This is a genomic window from Arthrobacter sp. SX1312 (genome assembly GCF_002929295.1).
In the GTDB taxonomy this organism is placed as follows: Bacteria; Actinomycetota; Actinomycetes; order Actinomycetales; family Micrococcaceae; genus Arthrobacter_D.
Window position 1 is genome coordinate 679,743 of record NZ_PJIM01000001.1, and the last position, 25,659, is coordinate 705,401.

Here is a 25,659-nt window from a genome sequence, read left to right on the forward strand (position 1 = left end):
ACATTTCCATGAGCACATCCACCCTGACCATTGCCACCACTGCCGAACAGGTGGACCGCGCCGCGCGGCAAGCCCACGCCGCGTTCCTCAGCATCGCCGACGAATCGCCCTCGACGCGTGCTGCCCGACTGAACACGATCGCCGATGCCCTCCGCGCCCATTCACAGGAACTGGTCGCCCTCGCTGCCACCGACACGAATCTTGCCGAGGTACGTCTCCAGGGCGAAGTGAAGCGATCCGCATTCCAGCTCGACCTGTTCGCCGATGAGGTCCGCACCGGGGTCGCCCTCGACGCCACCGTGGACCATGCCGATCCGGACTGGGGCATGGGTCCACGACCGGACATCCGGAGGGTCAATGTGCCGCTCGGCGTGGTCGGTGTCTTCGGGGCGTCCAACTTCCCTTTCGCGTTCAGCGTCATGGGTGGCGACAGCGCCTCCGCCCTCGCAGCCGGATGCGCCGTACTGCATAAAATCCATCCGGGACACCGGAAGCTGGCGCTGCGGACCGGGGAAATCGTGGTCGCCGCATTGGCCGACGCCGGCGCCCCGGCGGGCCTGTTCTCGCTGGTCGACGGTCGCCCGGCCGCGGAGGCGCTGGTGGACCATCCTCTCATCAAGGCCATCGGGTTCACGGGTTCCACAACCGGAGGCCGCGCGCTCTTCGACCGGGCCAATGCGCGACCCGTACCGATCCCCTTCTACGGGGAACTGGGCAGCATCAACCCGGTCTTCGTGTTGCCGACCGCCTGGGACTCCCGGGCCGAAGAAATCCTCACCGGTTACGCCGGATCCTTCACCATGGGCATGGGACAATTCTGCACCAAACCCGGCGTGCTCTTCGTCCCGGATTCCGCGTCCGAGGAGCAGCTGCGCGACACCCTGGGGACGGCGCTCGACGAGGCGCCGCTGGCCAAGCTCCTCACCCCCGGCCTGCGCAAATCCTTCGGCAAGGCACGCGACGAGGTAGCTTCGTTCGCCGGGGTCCGGGCCCTGGTATCGGGTACTGACAGTGAAATACCGACACCGACCGTCCTGCTGGTCGATGCGGAGTCCGTCGCCTCGGACCCAGAGGTGCTGCACCGGGAAATGTTCGGTCCTGCAACCGTGGTTGTCAGATACCGCGACGTCGCCGACCTGCCGGCACTTGCAGCGCAGATGGAGGGACAACTGACGGCCACCATCCACGCGGACGAGGGCGATCCGTCCGGGGAACTGCTCTCCACGCTGACCGGCATCGCCGGCAGAGTGCTGTGGAACGGTTGGCCTACAGGTGTCACGGTCTCCTATGCGCAACAGCACGGCGGCCCGTACCCTGCGACGACGGCACCGGGCACGACTTCGGTCGGCACCGCCGCGATCAACCGCTTCATGCGTCCGGTGGCCTATCAGGATGTGCCCGACGCTGCCCTTCCACCGGCGCTGCAGAACGTAAACCCTTGGGAAATCGCTCGTCGGGTGAACGGAAGCATGGAACCAGCAGGAGGAACCCCATGACGCTGGTCGAGCCAGAAGCAGTCCTGCCCCAGGACACCCCGGAGGCCCTGCTCATCGGACGCCTATGGGATCCGGAGACGAAAGGTCCCCGACCCGTCCTGGTCCACGAGGGAAATCTGATCGACCTCTTCGACCATACGCAGACGGTGTCCGCTCTGCTCAATCGCAGCGATCTTCCCACCGTGCTGCAGCAGGCACAGCGTAAAGGTGCCCGCTGCTGGGATCTCCGCGATGTCCTGAATCCACCGGTCGGGAGCAGCAACGAAGCACCACACCTTCTCTCGCCGGTGGATCTGCAGGCCGTGAAAGCCTGCGGTGTCACGTTCGTGGACAGCCTGATCGAGCGCGTCATCGAAGAACGCTGTGCCGGTGATCTGACACTTGCGGAGCAGATGCGCGCACAAGTGCTGGGATCGATCGGTGGGAGCCTTGCCGGGGTGCGGCCTGGTTCCGAGGAAGCCAAACGAGTCAAGGAATTACTCGTCCAGGAAGGCTTCTGGTCGCAGTATCTCGAGGTCGGTATCGGACCGGACCCGGAGGTCTTCACCAAAGCGCCTGTCCTCTCGACAGTCGGCTATGGCGTGCGCATCGGCATTCCCTCCTTTTCCTCCTGGAACAACCCCGAACCCGAACTGGTGCTCATGGTCGACAACCAAGGGCAGATCCGCGGCTGCACGTTGGGCAACGACGTGAACCTGCGCGATGTCGAGGGGCGGAGCGCCCTCCTGCTCGGGATGGCGAAGGACAACAACGGGTCAGCCGCGCTCGGACCCTTCATCCGATTGTTCAACGACTCCTACACGCTGGATGACGCCCGGCAGGAAACGATTCGGCTCACGGTACGTGGCATCGACGGGTACACGCTCACCGGGACCAACAGCGTGCAGCGGCTGAGCCGGCCCTTTGAGGAGCTCGTGGGCGCGGCCTATGGTCGACACCACCAGTACCCTGACGGATTCGCCCTGTTCACCGGGACGCTCTTCGCCCCGAACGAGGACAGGAACGCTCCCGGCATGGGCTTCACCCACGAAGCCGGCGATATCGTCGAGATCAGCAGCAACCGGCTCGGCTCGCTTATCAACACAGTGCACCCAACCGAGGACCTTGAACCGTGGACGTATGGCATCGGCAACCTCCTGGAGTACCTCTTGCATGACGCAAACACCCGGCACCCGGCCCCTGCTGGGACACCATGACTGACAACTCCCTCGACCTCGAATCCCGGGCGAGGCCCTCGGTCGACGTCTATGCGGCGTTGCGGGCCAAGGTCCTCGACCTGCAACTACCACCCGACGAGAAAGTGAACATCGATGCCCTCGCCCGGGAGTTCGGGGTGTCACAAACACCCGTCCGGGAAGCACTGAGCCAACTCGAGGGCGACAAGCTCATCATCAAGACCCCGGGCAAGGGGTACCGGACAACCCAACTCCTGGGCATGGCCGAACTCCGCGAGCTCTTCGAGTTCCGTCTCATGGTGGAGCCTTGGGCGGCCCGGGTGGCAGCGGCGAACCGCTTGAGCAACCCGGCCCGCCTGCTGCAGAAATCACTGTCGAGCTTCGAGGACGGCATGGAAACGGAGCCCAACGTACGACACCTCCTCGTGGCGCACGACACCCAGTTCCATGACAGCATCCTGAGCGCCAGCAGCAACCAGTTCGCACTGCACGCCTACCGCGCCACACATTGCCACCTGCACCTCTTCCGCCTCCACCCAGCGGACTACCAGGGACGACAGACGGTGGGGGAACACCGCAGCATCGTCGACGCCGTCGGGGCCTGCGACCCGGACGCAGCCGAGGCCGCGATGCATGCCCACCTCATCGGCGCGTACCACCGCTTCGCGGAGGCGTTCTCCCAGGACTCCGGAAAGGGCCTGCGGGTTCCTCCGCCAGCCAAGCTCTGCTGATCCGTCCGCCTCTACAGGCTTCCTTTCCACCACCTAAAGGGGTGCATCATCGATTCGTTCACCGGCGTTCGAGCCATTGTCACAGGTGGGGCATCCGGCATCGGTGCAGCCGTGACCACAGCACTCCTCAACCGCGGAGCGCGCGTCGCCGTCCTTGACCTCCATCCGGTCGGCCTGCCCGAAGCTGCGCTGGGCCAACAGTGCGACGTGAACGACCGCCGATCCGTTGACGCTGCCGTGGCAGCGGTTGCGAACTCCTTTGGCGGGATCGACGTCGTCATCAACAACGCGGGCATGGGCGCCATCGGTACGATCGCGGACAATGACGACGACGACTGGCTGCGCGTTCTAAGCGTGAACGTCGTGGGCATCGCGCGAGTGTCGGCGGCCGCGCTACCTTACCTGAGGCAATCGGACTGTGCCGCGATCGTCAACACCGGATCCATCGCCGCCACCCACGGCCTTCCTCAACGCGCCCTGTACTCAGCAAGTAAGGGAGCCGTCGATGCCCTTACCCGCGCCATGGCTGCGGATCATCTGCGCGAAGGTATCCGGGTCAATTGTGTGAATCCCGGTACAGCTGACACGCCCTGGGTGAATCGCCTACTGGGCGCGGCGGCCGACCCGGATGGTGAGCGCCAGGCGTTGGAAGCCCGGCAACCCCACGGCAGGCTCGTGGCCGCCGAGGAGGTAGCAGCCTCGATCATGTTCCTGGCCGATCCCGCCAACGGATCCACCACGGGGGTCTCGCTCGCTGTGGACGGAGGCATGCACAGCCTTCTCCTGCGCCCCACCTAAGTCACTACTGAACCACTACGAGCCAGGAGAACTTCTATGGACCTGATGAGACTGGGCGAGACCGGACAGGAAATGCCGGCCGTCCGGGTAGGAAGAACGTACTACGATCTGAGAGGAATAACACGGGACATCACGGGTGCCGCACTCGATGCCGGCCTCATCGGGCAGGTGCGCGCCGCTCTCCAGAGCGGCTCCCTGCCGGAGCTGAAGGACGCTACGTCCTTACGGGTAGGGCCTCCGATCTCCAGTATCGGAGCCGTGATCTGCGTCGGCATGAACTACGCAGCGCACGCCGCCGAGACCGGCGCCCGCCCGCCTGCGGCGCCCGTTATCTTCTTCAAGCACCCCAACACCGTTGTCGGCCCGAACGACGACGTAGTCCTCCCGCCTGGCGCCCAGAAGGTCGACTGGGAGGTCGAACTGGCGGTGGTCATCGGCAAGCGTGCCTCCTACCTGCAGAGCTACGAGGAGGCACTGGACTGCATAGCCGGGTTCACCATCAGCAATGACGTATCCGAACGGGACTACCAGCTCCAGCATTCCGGGGGACAGTGGTCAAAAGGCAAATGCGCCCCCACGTTCAACCCGCTCGGCCCTGCGCTGGTTCCTGCTGCCGATGTACCAGACCCTCAGTCGCTACGGCTGTACTCCAAGGTGAACGGCGAGGAACGACAAAACTCGACAACCGCCGACATGGTCTTCAGCGCGGCCGAAATCATCCGGGACCTCTCCCACTACATGACGCTCGATCCAGGGGACATCGTGAATACGGGAACTCCCCAAGGCGTGGCCCTCTCAGGACGATTCCCCTACCTGGCCCGGGGGGACAGCATGACAATCGGCATCGAAGGACTGGGCGAGCAGCACCAACAAGTGGTAACGCACGAACACTCTCCCCGCTAATCCGCGCCACCCGCCATGGCGTACCCGCCCCCTCCACCTTCGTTAGGACCAACCCCATGACTGCTGCAACTTATACGGGAGCACGAACCTTCACCACCGCGGCGCCCACTGTCGCTCCTCCAGGACCGGGCCAGGTGCAAATCGCCGTGGCCTACACGGGCTTGTGCGGCACGGACCTGCATATCTTCCACGGGGACATGGATGCACGGGTCACGATGCCCGCAGTGATCGGGCATGAGATGTCGGGGACGATTGCCGCCTTGGGTGAGGGCGTCACCGGGTGGTTTGTCGGGCAGCCGGTGACGGTCATGCCTACGCTCTCCTGCGGGTCCTGCCCTGCATGCCGTCGCGGAAACACCCATGTCTGCCATAACTTGAATTTCGTCGGCATCGATTCTGAAGGGTCGATGCAGAACACCTGGAACGTTCCGGCCGAGATCCTGATCGCCCTGCCCGAAGGCCTCGCACTCGACGAGGCGGCGCTCATCGAGCCCACCGCGGTCGCCGTGCACGATGTCAGGCGTTCCAAGCTCGTCGCCTCGGACTTCGTCGTCGTCATTGGCGGCGGCCCGGTCGGTCAGCTCATCGCCTCCGTCGCTTTGCGGCAGGGCGCCCGGGTCGTGTTGGTCGAGTTGGACGCCGGCAGGCGGGAGACCGCGAAGGGATTCGGCATTACCGCGCTCGATCCGCGCGAGGAGAGCCTCGTCGACTATGTACTGCGGGAGACGGGTGGGGCGGGAGCGGACGTGGCGTTCGAGGTTTCCGGGGCGGCGGCCGGCGTCAATTCGGCCGTCGAGGTCCTGGCGACACGGGGGCGGCTCGTCATGGTGGCGATCCACCCCAAGCCGAAGGAAATCGACCTCCACCGTTTCTTCTGGCGCGAGCTGGAGATGTTCGGTGCCCGCCTGTATCAGCGTGAAGATTTCGAGGAAGCCGTGCGGCTGGTAGCGGACGGTGCGATCCCCGCCCGTCAGCTGATCTCCCGAGTCGTGTCACTGGATGATGTCGAGCAGGGCTTCCTCGCCCTCGAATCCGGTGGAGTCATGAAGGTCCTCGTGGATTGCCGCGAGGCGACGGCATGAGCACGACGAACCCATTCGACCTGACCGGGAAGACCGCTGTTGTCACAGGAGCCCGGCGGGGCATCGGGCTGGCCATGGCCGTGGCCCTCGCCGAAGCCGGCGCCGACATCATCGGAGTCTCCGCGAACCTCGAAGCCGAAGGTAGCACCGTCGAGCAGCGTGTCACCGCACTCGGGCGCGACTTCGCGGCGATGCGCGCGGACTTCGCCGACCGCGCTGCGGTGCGCGCACTCGCCGCGGACCTGATCGCGGCCGGCCCTATCGACATCCTGGTGAATAACGGCGGCACGATCGCCCGCACGCCTGCCGCCGAGCACCCGGACGAGCTGTGGGATCAGGTCATCCAGGTCAATCTTTCAAGCCAGTTCATCCTCAGCCGGGACGTCGGACAACAGATGCTTGAACGGGGCAGCGGAAAAATCATCTTTACCGCCTCGCTGTTGAGCTTTCAGGGCGGCATCAACGTTCCCGGCTACACGGCGTCGAAGTCCGGCATTGCGGGCCTGACCAAAGCTCTCGCCAACGAGTGGGCGTCACGCGGCGTAAACGTGAACGCGATAGCTCCCGGCTACATCGCCACCGATAACACGCAGGCGCTCCAGGATGATCCGGACCGCGAGAAAAGCATCCTCGAGCGGATTCCCGCAGCGCGGTGGGGGCGCCCCGAAGACCTCGGAGGCGCTACGGTGTTCCTCGCCTCTCATGCATCCGATTACGTCAACGGCGTCGTCCTCCCCGTCGACGGCGGTTGGCTCGGCCGCTGACGCCTCCCTGTCCAGTCCGTCCTCGCCATCGATATCCCGCACACCGAATGAAGGGCTTGTCTTGTCCCCCACCGAACAGCCGCCGGTCGGCGTAGAACGCATTGCGGCATCTCGGATCCTGCAACAGACCGCGACCATAGCCGTCCTACGGGCACCTCACGCGCGCGCCTATGCGCCTGTCGTGGAAGCACTGGTTCGCGGCGGGGTGCTCAGCATCGAATTGACCCTGAGCACGCAAGGGGTTTTCGAGGAACTCCCGCTACTGCAGGAACGATTCGGTAGCACCGCTGAATTCGGCATCGGCACCGTCACCACGGTCGACGAGGCCGTACGGGCAATCGACGCCGGTGCAGCCTATCTGGTCACTCCCATGACCGACACGGCACTCATCGCCGCAGCAACGCAACGCGGCGTCGCCATCTACCCCGGCGGACTGACCCCCACCGAGCTGTTCAACGGGTGGTCGGCAGGCGCAACAGCGGTAAAGGTCTTTCCCGCATCAGTGGTCGGAGCCGGATACGTGTCCATGCTGCGGGGCCCGTTCCCCGGCATTCAGGTGGTCCCCTCCGGAGGCGTTGATCTCGACGACGCCGGCGCCTGGATGAAAGCCGGAGCGCTGGCAGTCAGTCTGGGCGGCCCGCTCCTCGGCGACGCCTTCAAGGGCGGAGACCTGGGGCAGCTCACCCAACGCGCAATCCGGCTGCGGGGCGTCGTCGAGGAAGCACGGGCCGCCCTATGAGCACCACCATTCCGGCTCCGTACCTTGTGACCATCGGGGAGACGATGGCACTGCTCACCGCGGAGCATCCCGGGCCGCTCGCCCACGTCTCCTCGATGAGTCTTGGGATCGGCGGATCCGAATCAAACGTCGCCATCGGTATGCAGCGGCTCGGCGGGAACGCCGTGTGGTGCGGCCGAACAGGAGCCGATTCCCTGGGCCAACTCGTACGGCGTGAAATCCGAGCCGAGGGCGTCACCGTTCGTGCCAGCGAGGACCCGGACGCACCCACGGGCCTGATGCTCAAAGAACGCCGGACGATGTCCACACAGAAGGTGAGCTACTACCGTTCGGGCAGCGCCGGTTCCAGACTCACTCCTGAGGATCTGGATTCCTCACTCATCACGGGAGCCGCGATCCTTCATGTCAGCGGCATCACGCCTGCTCTCTCACCCTCCGCGGCACGCACCATCAACACAGCCATCGAGATTGCCCGGTTAGCAAGCGTTACGGTCTCATTCGACCTCAACTACAGGGCCAACCTGTGGACGGCGACGGACGCCGGACGCTCGTACAAAGAACTGATACCCCTCGTCGATATCGTTTTCGCCGGCGACCAAGAGGCAGCCCTTGCCGTCGGCCCAGCCGCCGACCCCGCTGACCTCGCCCAACGGCTGGCCGACCTCGGCCCTTCGCAGGCAATCATCAAATTGGGTAACAAAGGCGCCGTCGCCAGTATCGACGGCGAACTGCACCACCAATCCGCCGTACCCATCGAACCCATCGACACCGTCGGAGCCGGTGACGCTTTCGTCGCCGGATACCTTACCGAACTGATGACCGGCAAGAGCCCGGCGCAACGACTCGAGCTCGCAGCCAAGACAGGAGCATTCGCCTGCCTCGCCTATGGTGACTGGGAAGGACTCCCAACACGCTCAGAACTCGCACTCCTCTACCAAGACGAATCAGTTACACGGTGAGGAGTTCCTGCGTATTGAGGTGACAGGACACGCCCCGATTCTCATTTGTCATGAGTGTCAGGCGTGCTCCGTCGCCGTGTCCACCTCTAGAGGCTGCCGGAGACGCCCGGTCCTGTGCCAGGCTCATACATGGATGAGGTACTGAGAATGCAACGGCACGCCGACCTCGTCGATGCCGACCCCGACGGTTTGGAGGGATTGTTCGATGACGAGTACCTGAGCCCTGGTCGTCGACAAGCTCCGCCGGGCCGCGCGCAACTACACCGTCGAGATCCTGATCCGCGGCAGCAAGGACGACCACACCGTCCACTACTCCCTCGGTCGATCGGAGTCGCCGACGGCCGTCTCCACCTACACGGATGAGAACCTGTCGGCTGCGGAGCGACGTGCCCTGCATGCGGCCGACGATTTCACCGCAGCGTTCGACCAAGTCGGCTCGAACGACTGCGGAGAGGGGCGTCGTCAACATTGGTTGACTCAAGGTGGGTCATCGGTGACTTCTTACTCACTACATAGTTGCCATATTGACGTCGAGACGATACCTACTGACTCTTCTCGTTTCCACAATCCAAAACCCGCAGAAGAGAAAAATTTCGTACCACTCCAGCACCAACACGACTTGCGGCCGAAAGAACATCAGACCGAGAACAAAGATGCAGGCCGCGCCCAAAAACATCAGGCCGAAGATGATCTTGTAGGTAAGCCGCGAATGATCGTCGGCGGGCGCCGAAGAATGTTTCGGGTCCGCCTGCGCTGCCTGTTGGGGCCACCCGTGGCTTGCCACCACCACCAGCAACGAGGCGATCATGAGGATCGCTGCGATAGCGTGCACTTCGAGCTGAAACGGTCCCATGGTAATTCCGGGCAGCTCGACGTGGTCTGCGGGGCCGAACCACAGCTGCCCGTACGTCAGGCCGACGAACAAGAACGCCACCACTGTCGTGCAGATGACCGTTCGCTTACTCCATCCGCCGCGCTTGAATAGGTCACGGGTGCGGCGGGACTGTTTCCACTCGTTCCACACCAGCCAAGCGCACAGCAGAGCAACTGCGGTCAGGGCTGCCCGCAGGGACCAGCCGTACTCCTCGGCGGTGAACGCCAGCTGAGCGTTCTCGGGGGCAGCTGGCCGCTCTCCCGTGAGTGCGCCACTGGTCTTCAAAGCCTCCAGGGCCTCTTCTCGATCGCGCAAGTCGCCCATGATGGTATCAAGCCCGGCTGGTACCAGTGCCACGAAGACGGCAAAAAAGCCGGCTGCGTTGAGCGCGAAGTCCTCGAGCGCGAACCGGCCGCGGTAGGCCACCATGCATGCGGCGGTAGCGATGAGCACCCCGACGAAAACGTCGCGGACCGCGCCTCCGTAGTATGCGCTGATTGAAACTTCGAAACTTCCGGCCTTCACCGCATGGAAAAAAGTGACCGCAAAGAGAAGTGCGGGAAGACCGATCATCATCCACCGCAAGAGGTTGTAGGTGATCCGCATGTCTTCGTAGTCGTGCTGCGATATAACTACCGTGCCTCGTGCCCCAGTGGAAGGAACCGCATCCTGGGTCGGATGTACCATGCCCGCATCCTGCTCCCGCCGCAGATCAGCGTCAAGAGCGTGCACCACCTCAGTGAAGGGCCGACTACCTAGCTCAGCGGTCGGGCAAACGGGAGAATCTCCACTCCCTCGTTTCAGGAACTTGATGGAACGATGAACCGTAGCCGGGTCTCATGGTGCAAAGGCGACGATTCTGCCTATGCAGTTCCGCCGACAGGGTCGTCTTCGTCGAACGGCGTGGAAGAGAAGAAGATCCTCGGCCGCCCGAGTTTCGCGGTCACCGGTCGCACACGGAGGTGAAGGGTAGCGATAGTGCGGTGATGATCAGATGAGCGTGGCACGGAGATTCGGGCACGGATCACTCCGATTTTCGGAGAGCAGTTCAACTTTCTGTCCGTCCACTGCTTCCGGACCTGTATAGGTCGGTGTGCACCAGCTGCGATGCGCTGCCAAATGACCAACTCTGGTTAGGCGAAGGCGTCAGGTCCGCGACTAGGGCACCACACTCGCGGTGTAGCACAACCAAAGCAGGACTGCTTTATCTTCTTCAGATCCACCCCGAAAGATCTGTTCCCTGTCCCGGTGCAGGTCTTGAGTTGCTTGAGTAAGTCCTGGGCATAGGTTCTGCTCATTCCTCCCGACACGGAACCTAGTGAATCGCCTAAGTTCTCGCCAGAAACGGCGTCACAGGCAACTCCAATAGCATCAGCCGCCTCACGCGCGTCATCTGCCGCCCTCGAGACGTTCTCCATTCCGTCCTGCACTTTGGCCCAACGAGGCGAAGATTGTGCGGAGGGAGCAACTTTCCTCACGGCCTCTTCACTGACGTTATGTTGCGCAATGAGCCGTTTCAGGTCATCCTGGCTCATCGCCACCTCATCCCTGTCCTACCCACGACCCTAGGACCATCGTCTGCTGCCGTTCGGCCCAGTCTCACCGTGTTGCTGCTGCAAGCCGAGACCCCCAGCGCGACAAGGGGGACCAGTAGGAGACGCCTGAGCCGGAAAAATAGGCCGAGGAGGTCCTGCTGCCCTACACGCACTTCTTTGTCCTGATGCGCTCCGACAAACGTCTGGCAGCCGTCATGGCGCTCGGCATCGATGGAGCGAAGCTCATGAACCTTGACCGGTCCGGCATCGACTGGCGACTTGATCCGCGCCTGCCGCAGGGAGTAGGAAAAGTTTCCCCGTCGATCGGATAGGAGCGGGACATCAGGCCCGGTCCGCCCCACTGCGAGCCTCGCGGAGGGCCCCGGGAGCAGCGGGCGTGCCGTCAACCGCGCAGTGCGTCGGATGATCGGTCTCCGGCAGGGCGGGGTTCCGGATGGTGACAGCCGCAAGAATGCCGCTGAGCACCAGGACGACCGCGCCGATCATGCAGGCGGCGTCGAAACCTGCCTCGAACACTTGCGGGTTGCTGTAGGCGTCGCCGGTCAGGCCCACGGCGGCCGGCAGGACAGCGATTGCCATCAGGCCCGCGGCCCGCGCCACAGCGTTGTTCACGCCGGAGGCCAACCCGGCCTGGCGTTCCGGCACAGCGGACAGCGCGGTCGATGTCAGGGGAGCAACGAGCAGCGACAGGCCGAGGCCGAGCACGATCACCGACGGCAGCACGTCCAGAAGGTAGGACGCACCCGGACCGATCCGTAGCATGAGGACAAGTGCCGCAGCACACAGCAGTGGTCCGACAGCCATCGGCATCCTCGGCCCGATCCGGGAACTGAGCGCCCCTGCGCGGGGTGACAGGACCAGCATCAGAGCCGTGATGGGGAGCATGGCGGTCCCGGACGCCAGCGGGCTGAATCCCGCCACCACTTGGAGGTGGACGACGAGCAGGAAGAAGATGCCGCCGAACACGGCGTAGATGAGGAAGGTGACGGCGTTCGCGGCGCTGAACTGGCGGTTACCGAAGATCCGTAACGGAAGCATCGGATGCTCGGAGCGCCATTCGACCACGAGGAAAGCCACGGCGGCGGTGAGGCCGAGGGCTCCTGACGCGAGGACCGCTGGAGAGCCGACCCTTTGGGTCGGCGCCTCGATCAGGGCGTAGGTGGTTCCCGCGAGCGCCAGCGCCCCGAGGACGGCTCCGGCGATATCGAGCCGGCCCGTCGCGTCGGTGTCGCGCGTCTCGGGGACGTGCCGGGCGGCGATCCAGATGACGGTGGCGGCGATGGGCACGTTGATGAGGAAGATCCAGCGCCAGGAGACGCTCTCCACGAGCCAGCCGCCGAGGAAGGGTCCGATGGCGGTGGCCACACCGCCCAGTCCGGACCAGGCGCCGATGGCTCGTGCGCGGTCCTCACCGGCGAAGCTGGCCTGGATGATGGCAAGACTGCCTGGCGTGAGCAGTGCCCCTCCGACCCCCTGCAAGGCGCGGGCCGCGATGAGCAGGCCGGCGTTCGGTGCCAGCCCGCAGAGCAGGGAGGCTACGGCGAACCACACGACACCGACGATGAAGATACGCCGGCGCCCGAACCTGTCGCCCAGGGAGCCGCCGAGGAGGATGAAGGAGGCAAGCGTCAGGGTGTATCCCGTGACCATCCACTGAAGGGCTGCGAAGTCCGTGCCCAGGTCCATGCCGATCGTCGGCAACGCGATGTTCACGACCGTGGCGTCGATCCCCGCGATACCCGACCCGAGCACTGTTGCCAGGAGGATCCACCGGCCGGACGCCGTCCTCACGCGGATCTCGCTCATGGTTCACCATCCGTCCACGCCCCGCCGAGCCGCGGGCACAGGGAACAGTGTGGCACCGTCGTCGTGCCCATGCCATCGCCGTGCGATCGGCTGAGCTTTCGACCTCGTACATCGTGTGCCGCGCCGCCGGCTGTGTGCGGCATGGTGGACCATCACCCCGACGGGGCGGCCTGCCGAGCACGAAGCCCTCCCGCGGGAGTGAGGGCTTCGTCGTCCGCGACCGGGACAGCAGCGCCGGACCGGTCGGCATAGGTGTTGATCGTCCCGGGCGGCTCCGCCGATCGGGCTCAGGCTGCCGGGCGCGGGAAGATCCGGTCCAGCGCGGCGAGGTCCTCGTCCGACGGCGTCCAGTCGGCTGCCGCCGCGTTCTGCCGCACCTGCTCGGGCGATGTGGCGCCCGCGATCACGGAACCGACCGACGGCTGGGCCGCGAGCCACGAGAAGGCCACCTGGACCTCGGTGAGGCCGCGCCCGGCCGCGAAGGCGCCGAAGGCTTCGAGCTGGCCCCAGTCCGCTGTCTCGAGCACGTTCTTGCGTGAGTGGGTGAGTCTGCTGCCGGCGGGTACCTCGTCACGCCGGTACTTGCCGGTGAGCAGGCCGTTGGCGAGGGGGAAGTACGGCAGGATGCCCAGTCCGTAGGCCTCGACGGCGGGGACCACCTCGCGTTCGAGGCGTCGGTCCAGCAGGTTGTAGGGGTTCTGCGCGGAGATGAAGGGCGTGTACCCGCCGCTGCGTGCCGTGAACTCGGCCTCGGCGATCTGCCAGCCTGCGAAGTTGGAGTGCCCGAGGTAGCGCACCTTGCCGCTCGTCACGAGGTCGTCGAGGGCCGCGAGGGTCTCCTCGATCGGCGTCCGTGTGTCCGGCGCGTGGTACTGGTACAGGTCGATCCACTCGGTGCCGAGGCGCCGCAGGGAGGCCTCGGCTGCGCGGATGATGTAGCGGCGGGATCCGCGGGCACCCCAGTCGGGTCCGTTGACGCCGTCCATGTCGAGGCCGAACTTCGTCGCGAGGACGACGTCGTCGCGCCGCCTGCCGAGGGCCTTGCCGAGCTGTACCTCGCTGATGCCCGGTGCCCTGCCGTACATGTCCGCGACGTCGAACAGGGTGATCCCGGCGTCGATCGCTGCATGCACGACGGCGTCGGTACCCTCCTGCGACTCGGAGGTGGTGCCGGCCCGGCCCAGGTTGTTGCAGCCGAGCCCGACGGTGGAAACGCTGAGCCCCGAGGAGCCCAGTCTGCGATAGGTCATCATGCCCCTAACCTACCAACACCGTTGCCCCAGGCACATGACCCGGGGCAACGGTGGACGCGCGTCAGGCGAACCAGATGCCGATCTCCCGTGCGGCGGACTCGGCCGAGTCGGAGCCGTGCACGAGGTTCTGCTGGACCTTCAGTCCCCAGTCGCGGCCGAAGTCGCCGCGGATGGTGCCGGGCGCCGCCGTCGTCGGGTCCGTGGTCCCTGCCACGGAGCGGAACCCTTCGATGACGCGCTCGCCCTCGAAGACGGCGGCGACGATCGGGCCACTCAGCATGAACTCGACGAGCGGCTCGTAGAACGGCTTCCCGACGTGCTCGGCGTAGTGCTCCTCGAGCAGCTCGCGGGTGGCGTGCACGCGCTTCAGTTCGACGATGGTGTAGCCCTTCGCCTCGACGCGGGACAGGACGACACCGGTCAGGCCGCGGGACACGCCGTCGGGCTTGACGAGGACAAGGGTGCGCTCAACGCTCATGGGGACTCCTGGGGTGCGTGCGCCGTCGCGGACGGCGCGGATGGAACAACTGGTACCGGGGTCGACTCTACTAAAGGCCCTGCTCTTCGGGGTTCGCCCTCTCCCACTCCGCCTGCAGCCGGTCCCGCTCCACGTTCTCGCGGTCCACGCGGATGCCCTGCCGGATCCCGTACAGCCAGGTGAGGGCGAACGCGAGGCCGACGACGAACATGACGGGTTCGAGGAAGCCCCCGGCGATGAGGACGAGCTGGAGGATCCAGCCGAGCGCGATGCCCCACTTCCTCGTCAGGACGGCGCAGGTAAGCACCAGCACCACGCTGAGGAGGAGCCCGGAGGTCAGGATGAGGGCCGGGGAGATCTCGTCGCGCCGCAGGCCGAAGACAGCGAGCGTCGCGAAGAACACCACGAACGCCTCGAGGCAGAGGACCGTCGAGGCGAACAGGACCTTCGTGGACCGCCGCTTCTTCGGCATGCCGGGCCGCCACTCGCGCTGCGCCTTGGTCATGCGTCGTGCCATGCGTGGGCCTACTTTCCCAGGAGCGTGCGGGTTTCCCCGACCACCGTGATGGATCCGGTCACGAGGACGCCCCCGGAGAGGTCGTTGTTCTCCTCGGCCTTCATCACCGCCCACTCCAGGGCGTCGTCGAGCCCGGGGAGGATGGTGATGTTCTCCTCCGCGAACCCGGCCGACAGGGCTGGCTGCAGGAGATCGGCGGCGGGGACGGAGCGGGGCGACGTCGACTGCGTCAGGCAGACGTCCTCGAGGATGCCGCCGAGTTCCTCGTGCAGTTCGGCCAGCATGCCCGCCACGTCCTTGTCCTGCAGCGCTCCGACGACGAGGACGAGCCGGCTGAAGTCGAACGCCTCGTTGATGCCCTTCGCCGCGGCCCGCGCCCCGGCGGGGTTGTGCGCTGCGTCCACGATGATGCTCGGCGCGGTCCGGACCACCTCGAGGCGGCCGGGCGAGGTGACGGACCTCAGCCCGTTCCGGACGAGCTCCGTCTCCAGCTCGCGTTCTCCACCCCCGAGGAACGCCTCGACGGCCGCGACGGCGACGGCCGCGTTCTCCGCCTGGTGCTCGCCGTGCAGGGGTACCAGCAGCTCGCCGTAGCGGCCGGCGAGCCCGGTGAGGGACACCACCTGGCCACCGACCGCGACCGTGCGGGATTCGACGCCGAACTCGACCCCTTCGAAGCGGAACTCCGCCCCGACCTCGCGGGCCCGCTCGAGGAGGATCTGCGCGGCGTCGCGGGGCTGGATCGCGCTGACCAGGAAGGAGCCGGGCTTGATGATGCCGGCCTTCTCGAGGGCGATGTCCTCGACGGTGTCGCCGAGGAGCTCCGTGTGGTCGAGGGAGATCGGGGTGACGACGGCCACCTGTCCGTCGCCGACGTTCGTGGCGTCGGTGATCCCGCCGAGTCCCACCTCGATGACGCCGACGTCGATCGGCTCGTCCGCGAAGATCGCGAACGCGAGGATGGTGACGCACTCGAAGTAGGTCAGGCGGGGTTCCCCGGCGACGAGGAGTTCACCGTCGACGATGTCCAGGTAGGGCTTGATCTCGTCCCAGACCCGGACGAACGTCTCGTCCGGGACGGGCTCCCCGTCGATGCTGATGCGCTCCGTGACCCGCGAGAGGTGCGGGCTCGTGAAGCGGCCGGTCCGCAGATCGTGCGCCAGCAGGATGCTCTCGATCATGCGCGCGGTCGAGGTCTTCCCGTTGGTACCGGTGATGTGGATGATCGGGAACGCCTTGTTGGGCTCGCCCAGGATCTCCATCGCCCGGTGGAGCGGCGCCAGGCGCGGCTCCATCCTGTTCTCCGGGGCACGCCCGAGGAGCTCCGCGTACACGCTCTCGACCGAGAAGGCGTCCAGTTCGGCGCTGCTCCCCGTGCCGTCGGTGCCGTCGATGCCGGTCGTGTCATCCATGCTGCTGCTCCTGCTTCTCGACAGTGATGGTGAATTCGTCGCCCGCGTCGGCGACGGCCTCGATGCGCAGCTCGAGGGTCAGGGTCTCGGCCTGGATCAGTCCGGCGTTCGCCTCGAGCGCGCCGACCTGCTCGGCGGCGACGCCGACGGTGGTCCGGATGCGGTCGCTGATGTCGAGATCGGCGTCGCGGCGTGCCTGCTGGATGGCGCGGATCGCATCGCGGGCCGTCCCCTCCGCAGCCAGCTCGGCGGTCACCTCGGTGTCCAGCACCAGGAACCCGCCGCCGGGCAGGACCGTCACCGCCTTCGAGGCGGCATCGTTGCCCTCCACCACCGTGTCGAGGGTGTACTCGTGCGGCTCGAGGGCGAGGCCGCCCGCGGTGACGCCGCCGTCGTCGTCGACCTGCCAGTCCCCGGACTTCGAGGCCTTGATCACCGTCTGCACGTTCTTGCCGAGGCGTGGTCCTGCCGCGCGGGCGTTGACCACGAGCCGCTGGGTGATGCCGAACTCGGCCGGCTCGGCATCGGCCGCGTCCACGAGGCGCACGCCCTTGAGGTTCAGCTCGTCGGCGATGATCGTCGCGTACTGCCCGGCGAGGTCCGCGGCGCCGGGCGCGACGACGGTGAGCTCCCGGAGCGGGAGCCGCACCCGGAGGTTCGCCGCCTTCCGCAGGCTGGAGCCGACGGAGCAGACGGACCGCGTGCGGTCCATCTGCTCCACGAGCTCCGGGGCGGCCGGGAACGACGCCGTGTCGGGCCAGTCGGTGAGGTGGACGGACCGGCCGCCGGTGAGGCCGCGCCAGATCTCCTCGGTGACGAGGGGCAGCAGCGGGGCGGCGACCCGGCAGACGGCCTCGAGGCACGTGTAGAGGACGTCGAACGCGTCGGTGTCCTCGTCGAAGAAGCGCTGGCGGCTGCGGCGCACGTACCAGTTGGTGAGGGTGTCCAGGTACCGGCGCAGTGACTCGCAGGCGTCGCTGATCGTGAAGGCGTCGAGCGCCCCGGTGAGGTCGCGGACGAGGTTCCCCGTGTTGGCGAGGATGTAGCGGTCGATCGGCTCGTTCAGGAGCGCGGCCGCCTCCGGCGTCACCGTCCTGGCCTCGTAGCCCTCGCCGCCGTTCGCCGCGTTGGTGTAGAGGCTGAAGAAGTGCCACACGTTCCACAGCGGCAGGATCACCTGGCGGACACCGTCGCGGATACCCTGCTCGGTCACAACGAGGTTCCCGCCACGGAGGATCGGGGAGGCCATGAGGAACCAGCGCATCGCGTCGGAGCCGTCCCGGTCGAAGACCTCGGAGACGTCCGGGTAGTTGCGCAGGCTCTTGGACATCTTCTGCCCGTCGGAGCCGAGCACGATCCCGTGGCTGATGACGTTGCGGAACGCGGGCCTGTCGAACAGGGCCGTGGACAGGATGTGCAGCATGTAGAACCAGCCGCGGGTCTGCCCGATGTACTCGACGATGAAGTCGGCCGGGTTGTGCGTGTCGAACCACTGCCCGTTCTCGAACGGGTAGTGCACCTGGCCGTAGGGCATGGACCCGGAGTCGAACCAGACGTCGAGGACGTCCTCGACGCGCCGCATGGTGGAGCGACCGGTCGGGTCGTCCGGGTTGGGGCGCGTGAGCTCGTCGATGAAGGGCCGGTGGAGGTCCACCTCGCCCTGCTTGTTCAGGGGCAGGCGCCCGAAGTCGGCCTGCAGCTCGGCCAGCGACCCGTAGACGTCGGTGCGCGGGTACTCGGGGTCGTCCGACTCCCACACGGGGATGGGGCTGCCCCAGAAGCGGTTGCGGCTGATGGACCAGTCGCGCGCGTTGGAGAGCCATTTGCCGAACTGGCCGTCCTTGACGTTCCCGGGGATCCAGGTGATGTCCTGGTTCAGTTCCACCATGCGGTCGCGGATCTTGGTCACCTCGACGTACCAGGAGGACACGGCGCGGTAGATCAGCGGGTTGCGGCAGCGCCAGCAGTGGGGGTAGCTGTGGACGTAGCTGGACTGGCGCACCAGGCGCCCCTCGGACTTCAGGACACGCGTGATGTGCCGGTTGGCCTCGAAAACCTGCAGGCCCACGATCTCCGCGAGCGGTCCCTTGCCGAACATGGGCAGGAACTTCGCGCCCTCGTCGACCGAGAGGATCACCTGGATGCCGGCCTCCTCGCAGATCTTCTGGTCCTCCTCGCCGTAGGCGGGCGCCTGGTGGACGAGGCCGGTGCCGTCGGTGGTGGTGACGTAGTCCGCGGCGAGGATGCGGAAGGCGTTGCGGTAACCGCCCTCCTCCGGGTCCGCGAGGTAGTCCCAGAGCGGCTGGTAGGTGAGGCCTGCGAGCTCGGTGCCGAGGTGGCGGGAGGTGACGGCGTCGCGCGCGGCCGCGGCATCGGCGAAGCCGAGGTCCTTGGCGTAGTGGCCGAGGAGCTCCTCGGCGATCAGGTACCGCCCGCCCTCGTCCTCGCGCCGGCCCTCGACGACGACGTAGCTGATGTCCGGTCCGACCGCGAGCGCCGCGTTGGTGGGCAGGGTCCAGGGCGTGGTGGTCCAGGCGAGGGCCTGCACACCGGCGAGGTCCTGCGAGAGGGCCGAGTCACCGGGGAGGATGGGGAACGTGACCGTGACGGTCTGGTCCTGGCGGTCCTGGTAGACGTCCTCGTCCATGCGCAGCTCGTGGTTGGACAGCGGCGTCTCGTCGTTCCAGCAGTACGGCAGCACGCGGTAGCCGTTGTAGGTGAGGCCCTTCTGGTGCAGGGTCTTGAAGGCCCAGAGGACGGACTCCATGTACTCGGGGTTGAGCGTCTTGTAGTCGTTGTCGAAATCGACCCAGCGCGCCTGGCGGGTCACGTAGTCGCGCCACTCCCCCGCGTACTTCATGACGGACGCGCGGGAGGCGTCGTTGAACTTGTCGATGCCCATCGCGAGGATCTGCTGCTTGTCGGTCATGCCGAGCTGCTTCATCGCCTCGAGTTCGGCGGGCAGACCGTGCGTGTCCCAGCCGAAGCGCCGCTCCACGCGGCGTCCGCGCTGCGTCTGGTAGCGGCCCACCAGGTCCTTGGCGTAGCCCGTGAGGAGGTGGCCGTAGTGCGGCAGGCCATTGGCGAACGGCGGTCCGTCGTAGAACACGAACTCGTTGGAACCGTCGACGCCGGCGTCGCGGTGGTCGATGGACGCCTGGAAGGTGCCGTCCTCCTGCCAGTAGCGGAGGACTCGCTCTTCGAGCTCGGGGAAGCGCGGGGAGGCGCTGGTCCCGGCGGAGGGGGTGCCGCCGTCGTCGGGCGACACTGCTTTGGGGTAGATCTGCGGCATGGGTCTCATCCTGTGTGCGGCGGCGTCGGGTGGTGCAGGAGTCCTGCCGTGAGGACGGGACCTGTCTCCCGCCACCGGTTGCCTGACCGGCCGCGAGGGTCCAGGACCCGCGGTACCACCTCACTTGCCGCCGTCGTCCGCCGTTCCGCTCATCGCGGTCGCGCGGGCCGGGCTGCCGCTCGTTTCCAGGCTGTGACGGGCTCCCCGTCCGGTTCTACGGGCCGCCTCGCAGGAGGCCGGCCTTTCTTCCGGAAGCTCACCGGTGATGGCCGGGTCGACGCTTGTGCATCCAGTCTATCCCGGCTCCGAAATCGTTGTCGAAAGGGCCGAAGCACACCCGGTGCCGCCGGCGCACGCGCCGAAATCCGTTGTGGTGGGCTGTGCGGCTTGGCAGGGTGGAAGGATGACATCACCCGCCCTGCCCACCGCGTCCGCCCCGGACACGGCCCGCCTGCTCCTCGGCGTGCTCCTGCCGACCTTCGTGAAGGGCCCCATCATCCGGCGCCCGTGGGCGGTGGGACTCGCAGCGCGCCTCGACCTGGACACCAGGGCGGCGGGGATCGTGAGGAGGATCCATGCCAAGCACCCGGATGGTCCGCTGATGCTGAGGCTGCCGATCCGCAAGCAGGCCATCGTCCTGGCGCCGGGCGACGCCAACACCGTCCTGGCGCAGTCCCCCGACCCGTTCACCGCGGCCAGCAGCGAGAAGCGTGCGGCGCTCTCCCACTTCCAGCCCTCCAACGTGCTGATCACGCGTGGTCCCCTCCGGACGGTGCGCCGCGCCCTGCAGGAACAGGTCCTCGACACGGACCACCCCGTACACCACCTCGCCGACCGGTTCGTGCCCGTCGTGGAGGAGGAGATGCGGCAGGTGCTGGCCGACGTCGTCCGCAGCGGATCCCTGCCCTGGGACGACTTCCAGGACGCGTGGTACCGGGTGGTGCGGCGCGTGGTGTTCGGCGACCACGCGCGCGATGACAAGGACCTCACGGGCATGGTGATCCGGCTGCGCAAGGACGGGAACTGGGCGTTCATGAAGCCGGTGCGGAAGAAGACGCGCCGGCGCTTCCTGGCGCGGATCAACGAGGAACTCGCGAACGCCGAGCCGGGAAGCCTCGCCTCCGTGATGGCCGGCGCGCCCAAGGGCGACGGCGCGGAGCCCGCCGACCAGGTACCACAGTGGCTCTTCGCGTTCGATCCCGCCGGCATGGCGACGTTCCGTGCCCTGACCGTACTCGCCACCCATCCGGAGGCGATGGCCGCGGCTCGGCGGGAGGTCGACGGCGACACCTCGGGACGCCGGCTCCTCCCCTACCTGCGGGCCGGCATCCTCGAGTCGCTGCGCCTGTGGCCCACCACCCCGATGATCCTCCGGCAGACGACGCAGCCGGTGCAGTGGGAGCAGGGGCTGATGCCGGCCGATTGCGGCGTCCTGATCTACGCGCCGTACTTCCACCGGGACGAGCGTTCCCTGCGCAGCGCGCACAGCTTCTCGCCCGAGCGCTGGCTGACCGAGGAGGACGACGGCTGGCCGCTGGTTCCCTTCAGCGGCGGACCGGTGGTCTGCCCGGGCAAGCAGCTGGTGCTGCTCGTGACGAGCGCTGCCCTGGCGGCGCTCGTGGCGGGACACGACTTCCAGGTGGAGGCAGGGCAGGCACTCGACCCGGCCCGACCCCTGCCGGGGACCATGGACAACTACAGCGTCCGGCTGGGCGTCTCTCCCAGGGCCTGACCATCGCCCCAGGACAGGATCTGCGCTGTCCGTTCGGGACTCAGGCGCGGAGGACCTTGTGGTTGGCGGCCTGGGCGAGCGGCCGGAGGACGAGGTGGTCGATGTTCAGGTGGTGCGGCGCATTGAGCGTGAACGCGACGGCGGCAGCCACGTCGTCGGCGGTCAGGGGGTACTCGACCCCGGCGTAGACCTGGTCGGCCGCGCCCTGGTCGCCGCCGAGCCGGTTGAGGGAGAACTCCTCGGTGCGCACCATGCCCGGGGACACCTCGATGACGCGGACGTTGTGCTCGGCCTCCTCGAGGCGGAGCGAGCGGGCCATCGACTCCTGCGCCGCTTTCACGCCGCAGTATCCGGCGCCGCCCTCGTAGGGTGCGAGCGCCGCCGTGGACGTCAGGAACAGGACGCTCCCCTGGCCGCCGTCGCGCAACGCCGGGAGCAGCGCCCGGGTCATGCGCATGGAGCCGAGCACGTTCACATCGTACATCCACTCCCAGTCCTCGGTCCTGGCCTCGGCCACCCGCTCCGTTCCGAAGGCACCCCCGGCGTTGTTGACCAGCGCATGGACCGGGCCGGTCGCCGTGACCTCGGCCGTGAAGGCGTCCACGGACGCCTGGTCGGTGACGTCGAGGGCCAACGGCGTCGCCCCGGTCTCTTCGGCGAGCGCCTGCAGGCGGTCGAGCCGTCGGGCGGCTGCCACCACGTCCCAGCCGTCCCGGCGGAGGGCGCGGACGGTGGCGGCGCCGATCCCGGAACTGGCGCCGGTGACGATCGCGCGCAGGGCGGAAGGGGCTGGGTCAGCGGGGGCGCCGAGCGGCGCCCTGGATGTCTCGGTCATGGGCCCACTGTAGCCAGTGGGGGCCGGGCACACCCGTGCCGCGCCTGCACCGGGCTCGACCCCGTGCCGGTCAGGGCACGGTGACCAGCGTGGAGGCGAGGTTCCGGACGCGCGTCGTGAGCACCTCGCGGACGGTGCGCACTCCGTCCAGGTCCATCGTCGCCGGATCCGAGATCTGCCAGTCCTCGTACTTCTTCCCCGGGTAGATGGGACAGGTGTCTCCACACCCCATGGTGATCACGACGTCCGCTGCCCGCACCACGTCGTCGGTCAGGGGCTTCGGGAACTCCTCACCGAGGTCGAGTCCGATCTCCTGCATGGCGGTGACGACGTTCCCGTCGAGGTGCTCGGCCGGCATCGATCCGGCGGAGCGGACGTTGATCGATCCCCGGGTCAGGTCCTTCAGCAGGGCCGCAGCCATCTGCGAGCGTCCGGCATTCTGGACGCAGACGAAGAGGACCTCCGGGACTCCGCTGGGCCGCTTGCCCTCGGCGTGGGCGAGCGCGGAGAGACGATCGCGGGCAAATCGACGCGTGATGATCGGCAGGTAGGTCCTGACCTTCGCTGTACGGGCGAGAGCCGTGTAGGACTCGAAGACGTAGCGCTCGACCATCTCGGGACCGAACACTCCGTCGAAGGATGCGGCGAGTTCGTCGGAGATGCGGTGGAGGAGGTGCTCATGGCTGCCGGTAGGGGCCTCAGGGATCGGTGACGTGCTCATCGCGCTGTCCTTTCTGGTGCACTGACCGGCAGGCGGGGCCGCCCGCCGGTTTCTCTCCTGTCCCCCTGCCCGCTGTGAGGCGGATCAGTAGTCAGGGTCACCCGACCGCCCGTGGGCGGTCCCGGTGGGGAAGCCGATGCTGACGAGTTGCGGTACGCCGCAGCATCCGGCATCGGCAGTGCCCTCGGGTTCCGTCGCCGCGGCAGCAGGGGTGTCGCAGGATCCCCCGAGGTCGGTGCTGCAGACTCCCGTCTCGGGCAGCTCGAGCTGGAGACGGGACGCGGCCTCGGTGTCGCCGGCGAGCGCCGCGGCGACGGAGCGGACCTGCTCGTATCCGGTGGCCAGCAGGAAGGTGGGGGCCCGTCCGTAGGACTTCATGCCGACCAGGTAGAAATCCTTCTCCGGGTGCGCCAGGACGTCCGCGCCGTGGGCGGGGACCGTCCCGCAGGAGTGGAACTCCGGGTCGATCAGCGGCCCGAGCGCCCGCGGTGCTTCCACTGCGGGGTCCAGTTCGAGCCGGAGTTCGCGCAGCATCCCGAGGTCCGGGCGGAATCCGGTGGCCGGGACGAGGACGTCGACCTCGACGGTGCGGTCGCCGTCCGGCGTCGACGCCGTCACGGCGAGACGCGTTCCACGTCGGGCGAGGCCGGTGACGGTGAAGTCCGTGACCAGTTCGACGACGCCGTCGCCGACGAGGGTCTTCAGGCGGCTACCGAGGGCGCCCCGGGCGGGCAGCCCGTCGAGGTCCCCGCCGCCGTAGAGGCGCTGGGCCGATCCGCTGCCACGGACGGCCCACAGGATCCTGGTGCCGGGCTCGTTCCCGGCGACCTGACCGAGATTGATCAGCGTGTTGGCGGCCGAGTGCCCCGCGCCGACGACCATCGTCGTCTTCCCCGCGAAGCGCGCCCGCTCGGTTCCGACGACGTCGGGCAGCGCGGAGGTGACGAGGTGGGCCACGGCGTCCTCGCCGGGTGCCTGCAGTCCTGCCTGGCCGAGCGGGTTGGGCTGACCCCACGTGCCGGACGCATCGATGACGGCACGCACCGTGTGATCGATGGTGCCCTCGGGGCCGGTGACTCGGACGAGGAAGGGCGTCGTATCGCGGCCCTGGGTGCGGGTCTTGTCCATCCCCAGCCGGGTGACGGCCGTGACGGTGCTGTCGAACCGCAGCGTCCGGGCGATGGCCGGGACGGCGGCGAGGGGTTCGAGATAGGACTCCACCAGGTCACGCCCGTACGGCAGGGCGGTCCGGCGTGGCTCGGCCCATCCGGTGGGCTCGAGCAGGCGACGGGCTGCGGGGTCGATGTCGTACTGCCAGGGCGAGAACAGGCGGATGTGAGCCCACTGCCGGATCGAGGCACCGACGCTGTCGCCCTGTTCGAAGACGATCGGGGTGAGCCCCCGCTCGAGGAGGTTGGCCGCCGCGGACAGGCCGATCGGTCCGGCGCCGATGACAGCGACCGGGAGGTCGGTCGCGATGGTGGTCGATGCGTCGGTGATGTCAGGCATGGGCGGTCTCCTCGATGAGTGCGGTGGCGATGCTGGGGGCGTCCTCGAGTGCGGCGAGGTACCGTTCGGCGTCCAGGGCTGCGGCGCAGCCGGAGCCTGCGGCGGTGATGGCCTGCCGGTACCGGTGATCCACGGCGTCGCCGCAGGCGAAGACGCCGTGGAGGTTCGTGAGGGTCGTGGGCGAGTCGACGACGATGTACCCGTCGTCGTCGAGGGTGACCTGTCCGTCGACGAGATCCGTGCGCGGAAGGTGGCCGATGGCCACGAAGATCCCGGTCACAGCCATGGTGCGGGCATCACCGGTCACGGTATCCGAGAGGGTGACGCCGGTGACTTTCGCATCCCCATGGATGGCGGTGATGGCACTGGTGTATTCGAAGCGGATCCTCTCGTTGTCCAGGGCCCGCTGCGCCATGATCTTCGACGCACGCAGCGCAGAACCGCGGACGACGACGGTGACCGTGTCCGCGAAGCGGGTGAGGAACAGGGCTTCCTCCATGGCGGAGTCCCCGCCGCCGACGACGATGATGTCCTTGCCGCGGAAGAAGAACCCGTCGCAGGTCGCGCACCAGGACACGCCCCGGCCGGACAGGCGCTTCTCGTCGGGCAGGCCGAGTTCCCTGTAGGCGGAGCCGGTGGCGAGGATCACCGCGGGCGCCTGGTACGTCGTGCCGCTGAGGGTGGTGACGGTCTTGAGGTTCCCGGTCAGCTCCACGCTCGCGGCGTCGTCGTACTCGATCACGGCGCCGAAGCGTTCGGCCTGCCGGCGGAGATTCTCCATCAACTCGGGGCCCTGGATACCGCTGGTGAAGCCGGGGAAGTTCTCGACCTCCGTCGTGTTCATCAGCGACCCACCCGCGGTGACGGCACCCGCGATGACCCTGGGCGCCAGGCCGGCCCGGGCGGCATAGATCGCCGCCGTGTACCCGGCGGGGCCGGAGCCCACGACGATGATCTTCTCGCTCTGGACGTCCGTCATGGCAGTGCCTCTCGAATCGGGGGTCGTGCTGGTGTGCCGCTCCATGTG

General features: G+C 67.2%; 22 protein-coding genes. 11 read left to right on the plus strand and 11 right to left on the minus strand.

The window, feature by feature from the left end; all coding sequences use genetic code 11:
* Window positions 1–8: 8 nt before the first annotated feature.
* The 9 genes from CXQ92_RS03285 to CXQ92_RS03325 all read left to right on the plus strand — a co-directional run bounded on the left by CXQ92_RS03285 (window position 9) and on the right by CXQ92_RS03325 (window position 8,647).
* Window positions 9–1,496, plus strand: a complete 1,488-nt coding sequence (locus tag CXQ92_RS03285) for an aldehyde dehydrogenase (NADP(+)) (RefSeq protein ID WP_104165238.1) — start codon at window positions 9–11, stop codon at window positions 1,494–1,496.
* A complete protein-coding gene (locus tag CXQ92_RS03290; protein WP_104165239.1) occupies window positions 1,493–2,692 on the plus strand; it encodes a fumarylacetoacetate hydrolase family protein in 1,200 nt (399 codons plus the stop codon). The genes CXQ92_RS03285 and CXQ92_RS03290 overlap by 4 nt, the downstream gene beginning before the upstream one ends.
* Window positions 2,689–3,402 carry a GntR family transcriptional regulator gene (locus CXQ92_RS03295; protein WP_104165241.1) on the plus strand — a complete coding sequence of 238 codons (714 nt, stop codon included), beginning with the start codon at window positions 2,689–2,691 and terminating at the stop codon, window positions 3,400–3,402. Before CXQ92_RS03290 ends, CXQ92_RS03295 begins: the two co-directional genes overlap by 4 nt.
* Window positions 3,403–3,450: 48 nt before the next feature.
* The gene (locus CXQ92_RS03300) at window positions 3,451–4,200 is read left to right on the plus strand and encodes an SDR family NAD(P)-dependent oxidoreductase (RefSeq protein ID WP_104165243.1); all 750 of its coding nucleotides are present in this window, start codon (window positions 3,451–3,453) and stop codon (window positions 4,198–4,200) included.
* Window positions 4,201–4,236: 36 nt separating this feature from the next.
* A complete protein-coding gene (locus CXQ92_RS03305; RefSeq protein ID WP_104165244.1) occupies window positions 4,237–5,103 on the plus strand; it encodes a fumarylacetoacetate hydrolase family protein in 867 nt (288 codons plus the stop codon).
* Window positions 5,104–5,237: 134 nt separating this feature from the next.
* On the plus strand, window positions 5,238–6,185 hold the full coding sequence (locus CXQ92_RS03310) for a zinc-binding dehydrogenase (protein WP_258069685.1): 948 nt from the start codon (window positions 5,238–5,240) through the stop codon (window positions 6,183–6,185).
* The gene (gene kduD, locus CXQ92_RS03315; RefSeq protein ID WP_104165248.1) at window positions 6,182–6,949 is read left to right on the plus strand and encodes a 2-dehydro-3-deoxy-D-gluconate 5-dehydrogenase KduD; all 768 of its coding nucleotides are present in this window, start codon (window positions 6,182–6,184) and stop codon (window positions 6,947–6,949) included. The genes CXQ92_RS03310 and kduD overlap by 4 nt, the downstream gene beginning before the upstream one ends.
* A 61-nt stretch (window positions 6,950–7,010) precedes the next feature.
* On the plus strand, window positions 7,011–7,688 hold the full coding sequence (locus CXQ92_RS03320) for a bifunctional 4-hydroxy-2-oxoglutarate aldolase/2-dehydro-3-deoxy-phosphogluconate aldolase (RefSeq protein ID WP_258069686.1): 678 nt from the start codon (window positions 7,011–7,013) through the stop codon (window positions 7,686–7,688).
* Complete coding sequence (locus CXQ92_RS03325; RefSeq protein WP_104165251.1) at window positions 7,685–8,647, plus strand: sugar kinase; 963 nt, start codon at window positions 7,685–7,687, stop codon at window positions 8,645–8,647. The genes CXQ92_RS03320 and CXQ92_RS03325 overlap by 4 nt, the downstream gene beginning before the upstream one ends.
* A 508-nt stretch (window positions 8,648–9,155) precedes the next feature.
* Here the strand turns inward: CXQ92_RS03325 and CXQ92_RS03330 are convergent.
* Window positions 9,156–10,208, minus strand: coding sequence for a hypothetical protein (locus CXQ92_RS03330; protein WP_181033537.1), 1,053 nt, complete (start codon window positions 10,206–10,208; stop codon window positions 9,156–9,158).
* A gap of 1,033 nt (window positions 10,209–11,241) precedes the next feature.
* On the opposite strand from CXQ92_RS03330, the gene CXQ92_RS03335 reads away from it, so the two are divergent.
* On the plus strand, window positions 11,242–11,388 hold the full coding sequence (locus tag CXQ92_RS03335; RefSeq protein WP_181033538.1) for a hypothetical protein: 147 nt from the start codon (window positions 11,242–11,244) through the stop codon (window positions 11,386–11,388).
* Between the two features lie 10 nt (window positions 11,389–11,398).
* On the opposite strand, the gene CXQ92_RS03340 is transcribed toward CXQ92_RS03335, so the two are convergent.
* From CXQ92_RS03340 to ileS, 6 genes are all read right to left on the minus strand, one after another.
* Window positions 11,399–12,883, minus strand: a complete 1,485-nt coding sequence (locus CXQ92_RS03340; protein WP_104165256.1) for an MFS transporter — start codon at window positions 12,881–12,883, stop codon at window positions 11,399–11,401.
* Between the two features lie 287 nt (window positions 12,884–13,170).
* Complete coding sequence (locus tag CXQ92_RS03345) at window positions 13,171–14,136, minus strand: aldo/keto reductase (RefSeq protein ID WP_104165258.1); 966 nt, start codon at window positions 14,134–14,136, stop codon at window positions 13,171–13,173.
* A 61-nt stretch (window positions 14,137–14,197) separates the two neighbouring features.
* Window positions 14,198–14,614: a nucleoside-diphosphate kinase gene (gene ndk / locus CXQ92_RS03350; protein WP_104165259.1), complete on the minus strand. Its 417-nt coding sequence runs from the start codon at window positions 14,612–14,614 to the stop codon at window positions 14,198–14,200.
* A gap of 70 nt (window positions 14,615–14,684) precedes the next feature.
* A complete protein-coding gene (locus CXQ92_RS03355; RefSeq protein ID WP_258069687.1) occupies window positions 14,685–15,131 on the minus strand; it encodes a DUF4233 domain-containing protein in 447 nt (148 codons plus the stop codon).
* 8 nt (window positions 15,132–15,139) lie between these two features.
* Entirely contained in the window at window positions 15,140–16,543 is a 1,404-nt protein-coding gene (locus CXQ92_RS03360) for a folylpolyglutamate synthase/dihydrofolate synthase family protein (protein ID WP_104165263.1), read from the minus strand.
* Entirely contained in the window at window positions 16,536–19,844 is a 3,309-nt protein-coding gene (gene ileS / locus CXQ92_RS03365; RefSeq protein WP_104165265.1) for an isoleucine--tRNA ligase, read from the minus strand. The genes CXQ92_RS03360 and ileS overlap by 8 nt, the downstream gene beginning before the upstream one ends.
* Before the next feature lie 394 nt (window positions 19,845–20,238).
* Here ileS and CXQ92_RS03370 point away from each other — a divergent pair, with 394 nt between their 5' ends.
* The gene (locus CXQ92_RS03370) at window positions 20,239–21,567 is read left to right on the plus strand and encodes a cytochrome P450 (RefSeq protein WP_104165267.1); all 1,329 of its coding nucleotides are present in this window, start codon (window positions 20,239–20,241) and stop codon (window positions 21,565–21,567) included.
* Window positions 21,568–21,607: 40 nt separating this feature from the next.
* On the opposite strand, the gene CXQ92_RS03375 is transcribed toward CXQ92_RS03370, so the two are convergent.
* The 4 genes from CXQ92_RS03375 to trxB form a co-directional block, all read right to left on the minus strand.
* On the minus strand, window positions 21,608–22,402 hold the full coding sequence (locus tag CXQ92_RS03375; RefSeq protein WP_104165269.1) for an SDR family oxidoreductase: 795 nt from the start codon (window positions 22,400–22,402) through the stop codon (window positions 21,608–21,610).
* Window positions 22,403–22,472: 70 nt separating this feature from the next.
* Complete coding sequence (locus CXQ92_RS03380; RefSeq protein ID WP_104165271.1) at window positions 22,473–23,123, minus strand: low molecular weight phosphatase family protein; 651 nt, start codon at window positions 23,121–23,123, stop codon at window positions 22,473–22,475.
* Between the two features lie 84 nt (window positions 23,124–23,207).
* Entirely contained in the window at window positions 23,208–24,632 is a 1,425-nt protein-coding gene (locus CXQ92_RS03385) for an FAD-dependent oxidoreductase (protein WP_104165273.1), read from the minus strand.
* Window positions 24,625–25,611, minus strand: a complete 987-nt coding sequence (gene trxB / locus CXQ92_RS03390; RefSeq protein WP_104165274.1) for a thioredoxin-disulfide reductase — start codon at window positions 25,609–25,611, stop codon at window positions 24,625–24,627. Before trxB ends, CXQ92_RS03385 begins: the two co-directional genes overlap by 8 nt.
* Between the last annotated feature and the right edge of the window lie 48 nt (window positions 25,612–25,659).

Excerpts from the sequence above, each read along its gene's own strand:
- CXQ92_RS03305 (WP_104165244.1), top strand. The coding sequence starts at position 4,237 with ATGGACCTGATGAGACTGGGCGAGACCGGACAGGAAATGCCGGCCGTC.
- CXQ92_RS03385 (WP_104165273.1), bottom strand. The coding sequence starts at position 24,632 with ATGCCTGACATCACCGACGCATCGACCACCATCGCGACCGACCTCCCG.
- ndk (WP_104165259.1), bottom strand. The coding sequence starts at position 14,614 with ATGAGCGTTGAGCGCACCCTTGTCCTCGTCAAGCCCGACGGCGTGTCC.
- CXQ92_RS03370 (WP_104165267.1), top strand. The coding sequence starts at position 20,239 with ATGACATCACCCGCCCTGCCCACCGCGTCCGCCCCGGACACGGCCCGC.
- CXQ92_RS03330 (WP_181033537.1), bottom strand. The coding sequence starts at position 10,208 with ATGGTACATCCGACCCAGGATGCGGTTCCTTCCACTGGGGCACGAGGC.
- CXQ92_RS03375 (WP_104165269.1), bottom strand. The coding sequence starts at position 22,402 with ATGACCGAGACATCCAGGGCGCCGCTCGGCGCCCCCGCTGACCCAGCC.
- CXQ92_RS03325 (WP_104165251.1), top strand. The coding sequence starts at position 7,685 with ATGAGCACCACCATTCCGGCTCCGTACCTTGTGACCATCGGGGAGACG.
- CXQ92_RS03360 (WP_104165263.1), bottom strand. The coding sequence starts at position 16,543 with ATGGATGACACGACCGGCATCGACGGCACCGACGGCACGGGGAGCAGC.
- kduD (WP_104165248.1), top strand. The coding sequence starts at position 6,182 with ATGAGCACGACGAACCCATTCGACCTGACCGGGAAGACCGCTGTTGTC.
- CXQ92_RS03295 (WP_104165241.1), top strand. The coding sequence starts at position 2,689 with ATGACTGACAACTCCCTCGACCTCGAATCCCGGGCGAGGCCCTCGGTC.
- CXQ92_RS03285 (WP_104165238.1), top strand. The coding sequence starts at position 9 with ATGAGCACATCCACCCTGACCATTGCCACCACTGCCGAACAGGTGGAC.
- CXQ92_RS03345 (WP_104165258.1), bottom strand. The coding sequence starts at position 14,136 with ATGATGACCTATCGCAGACTGGGCTCCTCGGGGCTCAGCGTTTCCACC.
- ileS (WP_104165265.1), bottom strand. The coding sequence starts at position 19,844 with ATGAGACCCATGCCGCAGATCTACCCCAAAGCAGTGTCGCCCGACGAC.
- CXQ92_RS03380 (WP_104165271.1), bottom strand. The coding sequence starts at position 23,123 with ATGAGCACGTCACCGATCCCTGAGGCCCCTACCGGCAGCCATGAGCAC.
- CXQ92_RS03290 (WP_104165239.1), top strand. The coding sequence starts at position 1,493 with ATGACGCTGGTCGAGCCAGAAGCAGTCCTGCCCCAGGACACCCCGGAG.
- trxB (WP_104165274.1), bottom strand. The coding sequence starts at position 25,611 with ATGACGGACGTCCAGAGCGAGAAGATCATCGTCGTGGGCTCCGGCCCC.
- CXQ92_RS03340 (WP_104165256.1), bottom strand. The coding sequence starts at position 12,883 with ATGAGCGAGATCCGCGTGAGGACGGCGTCCGGCCGGTGGATCCTCCTG.
- CXQ92_RS03355 (WP_258069687.1), bottom strand. The coding sequence starts at position 15,131 with ATGGCACGACGCATGACCAAGGCGCAGCGCGAGTGGCGGCCCGGCATG.
- CXQ92_RS03335 (WP_181033538.1), top strand. The coding sequence starts at position 11,242 with ATGCGCTCCGACAAACGTCTGGCAGCCGTCATGGCGCTCGGCATCGAT.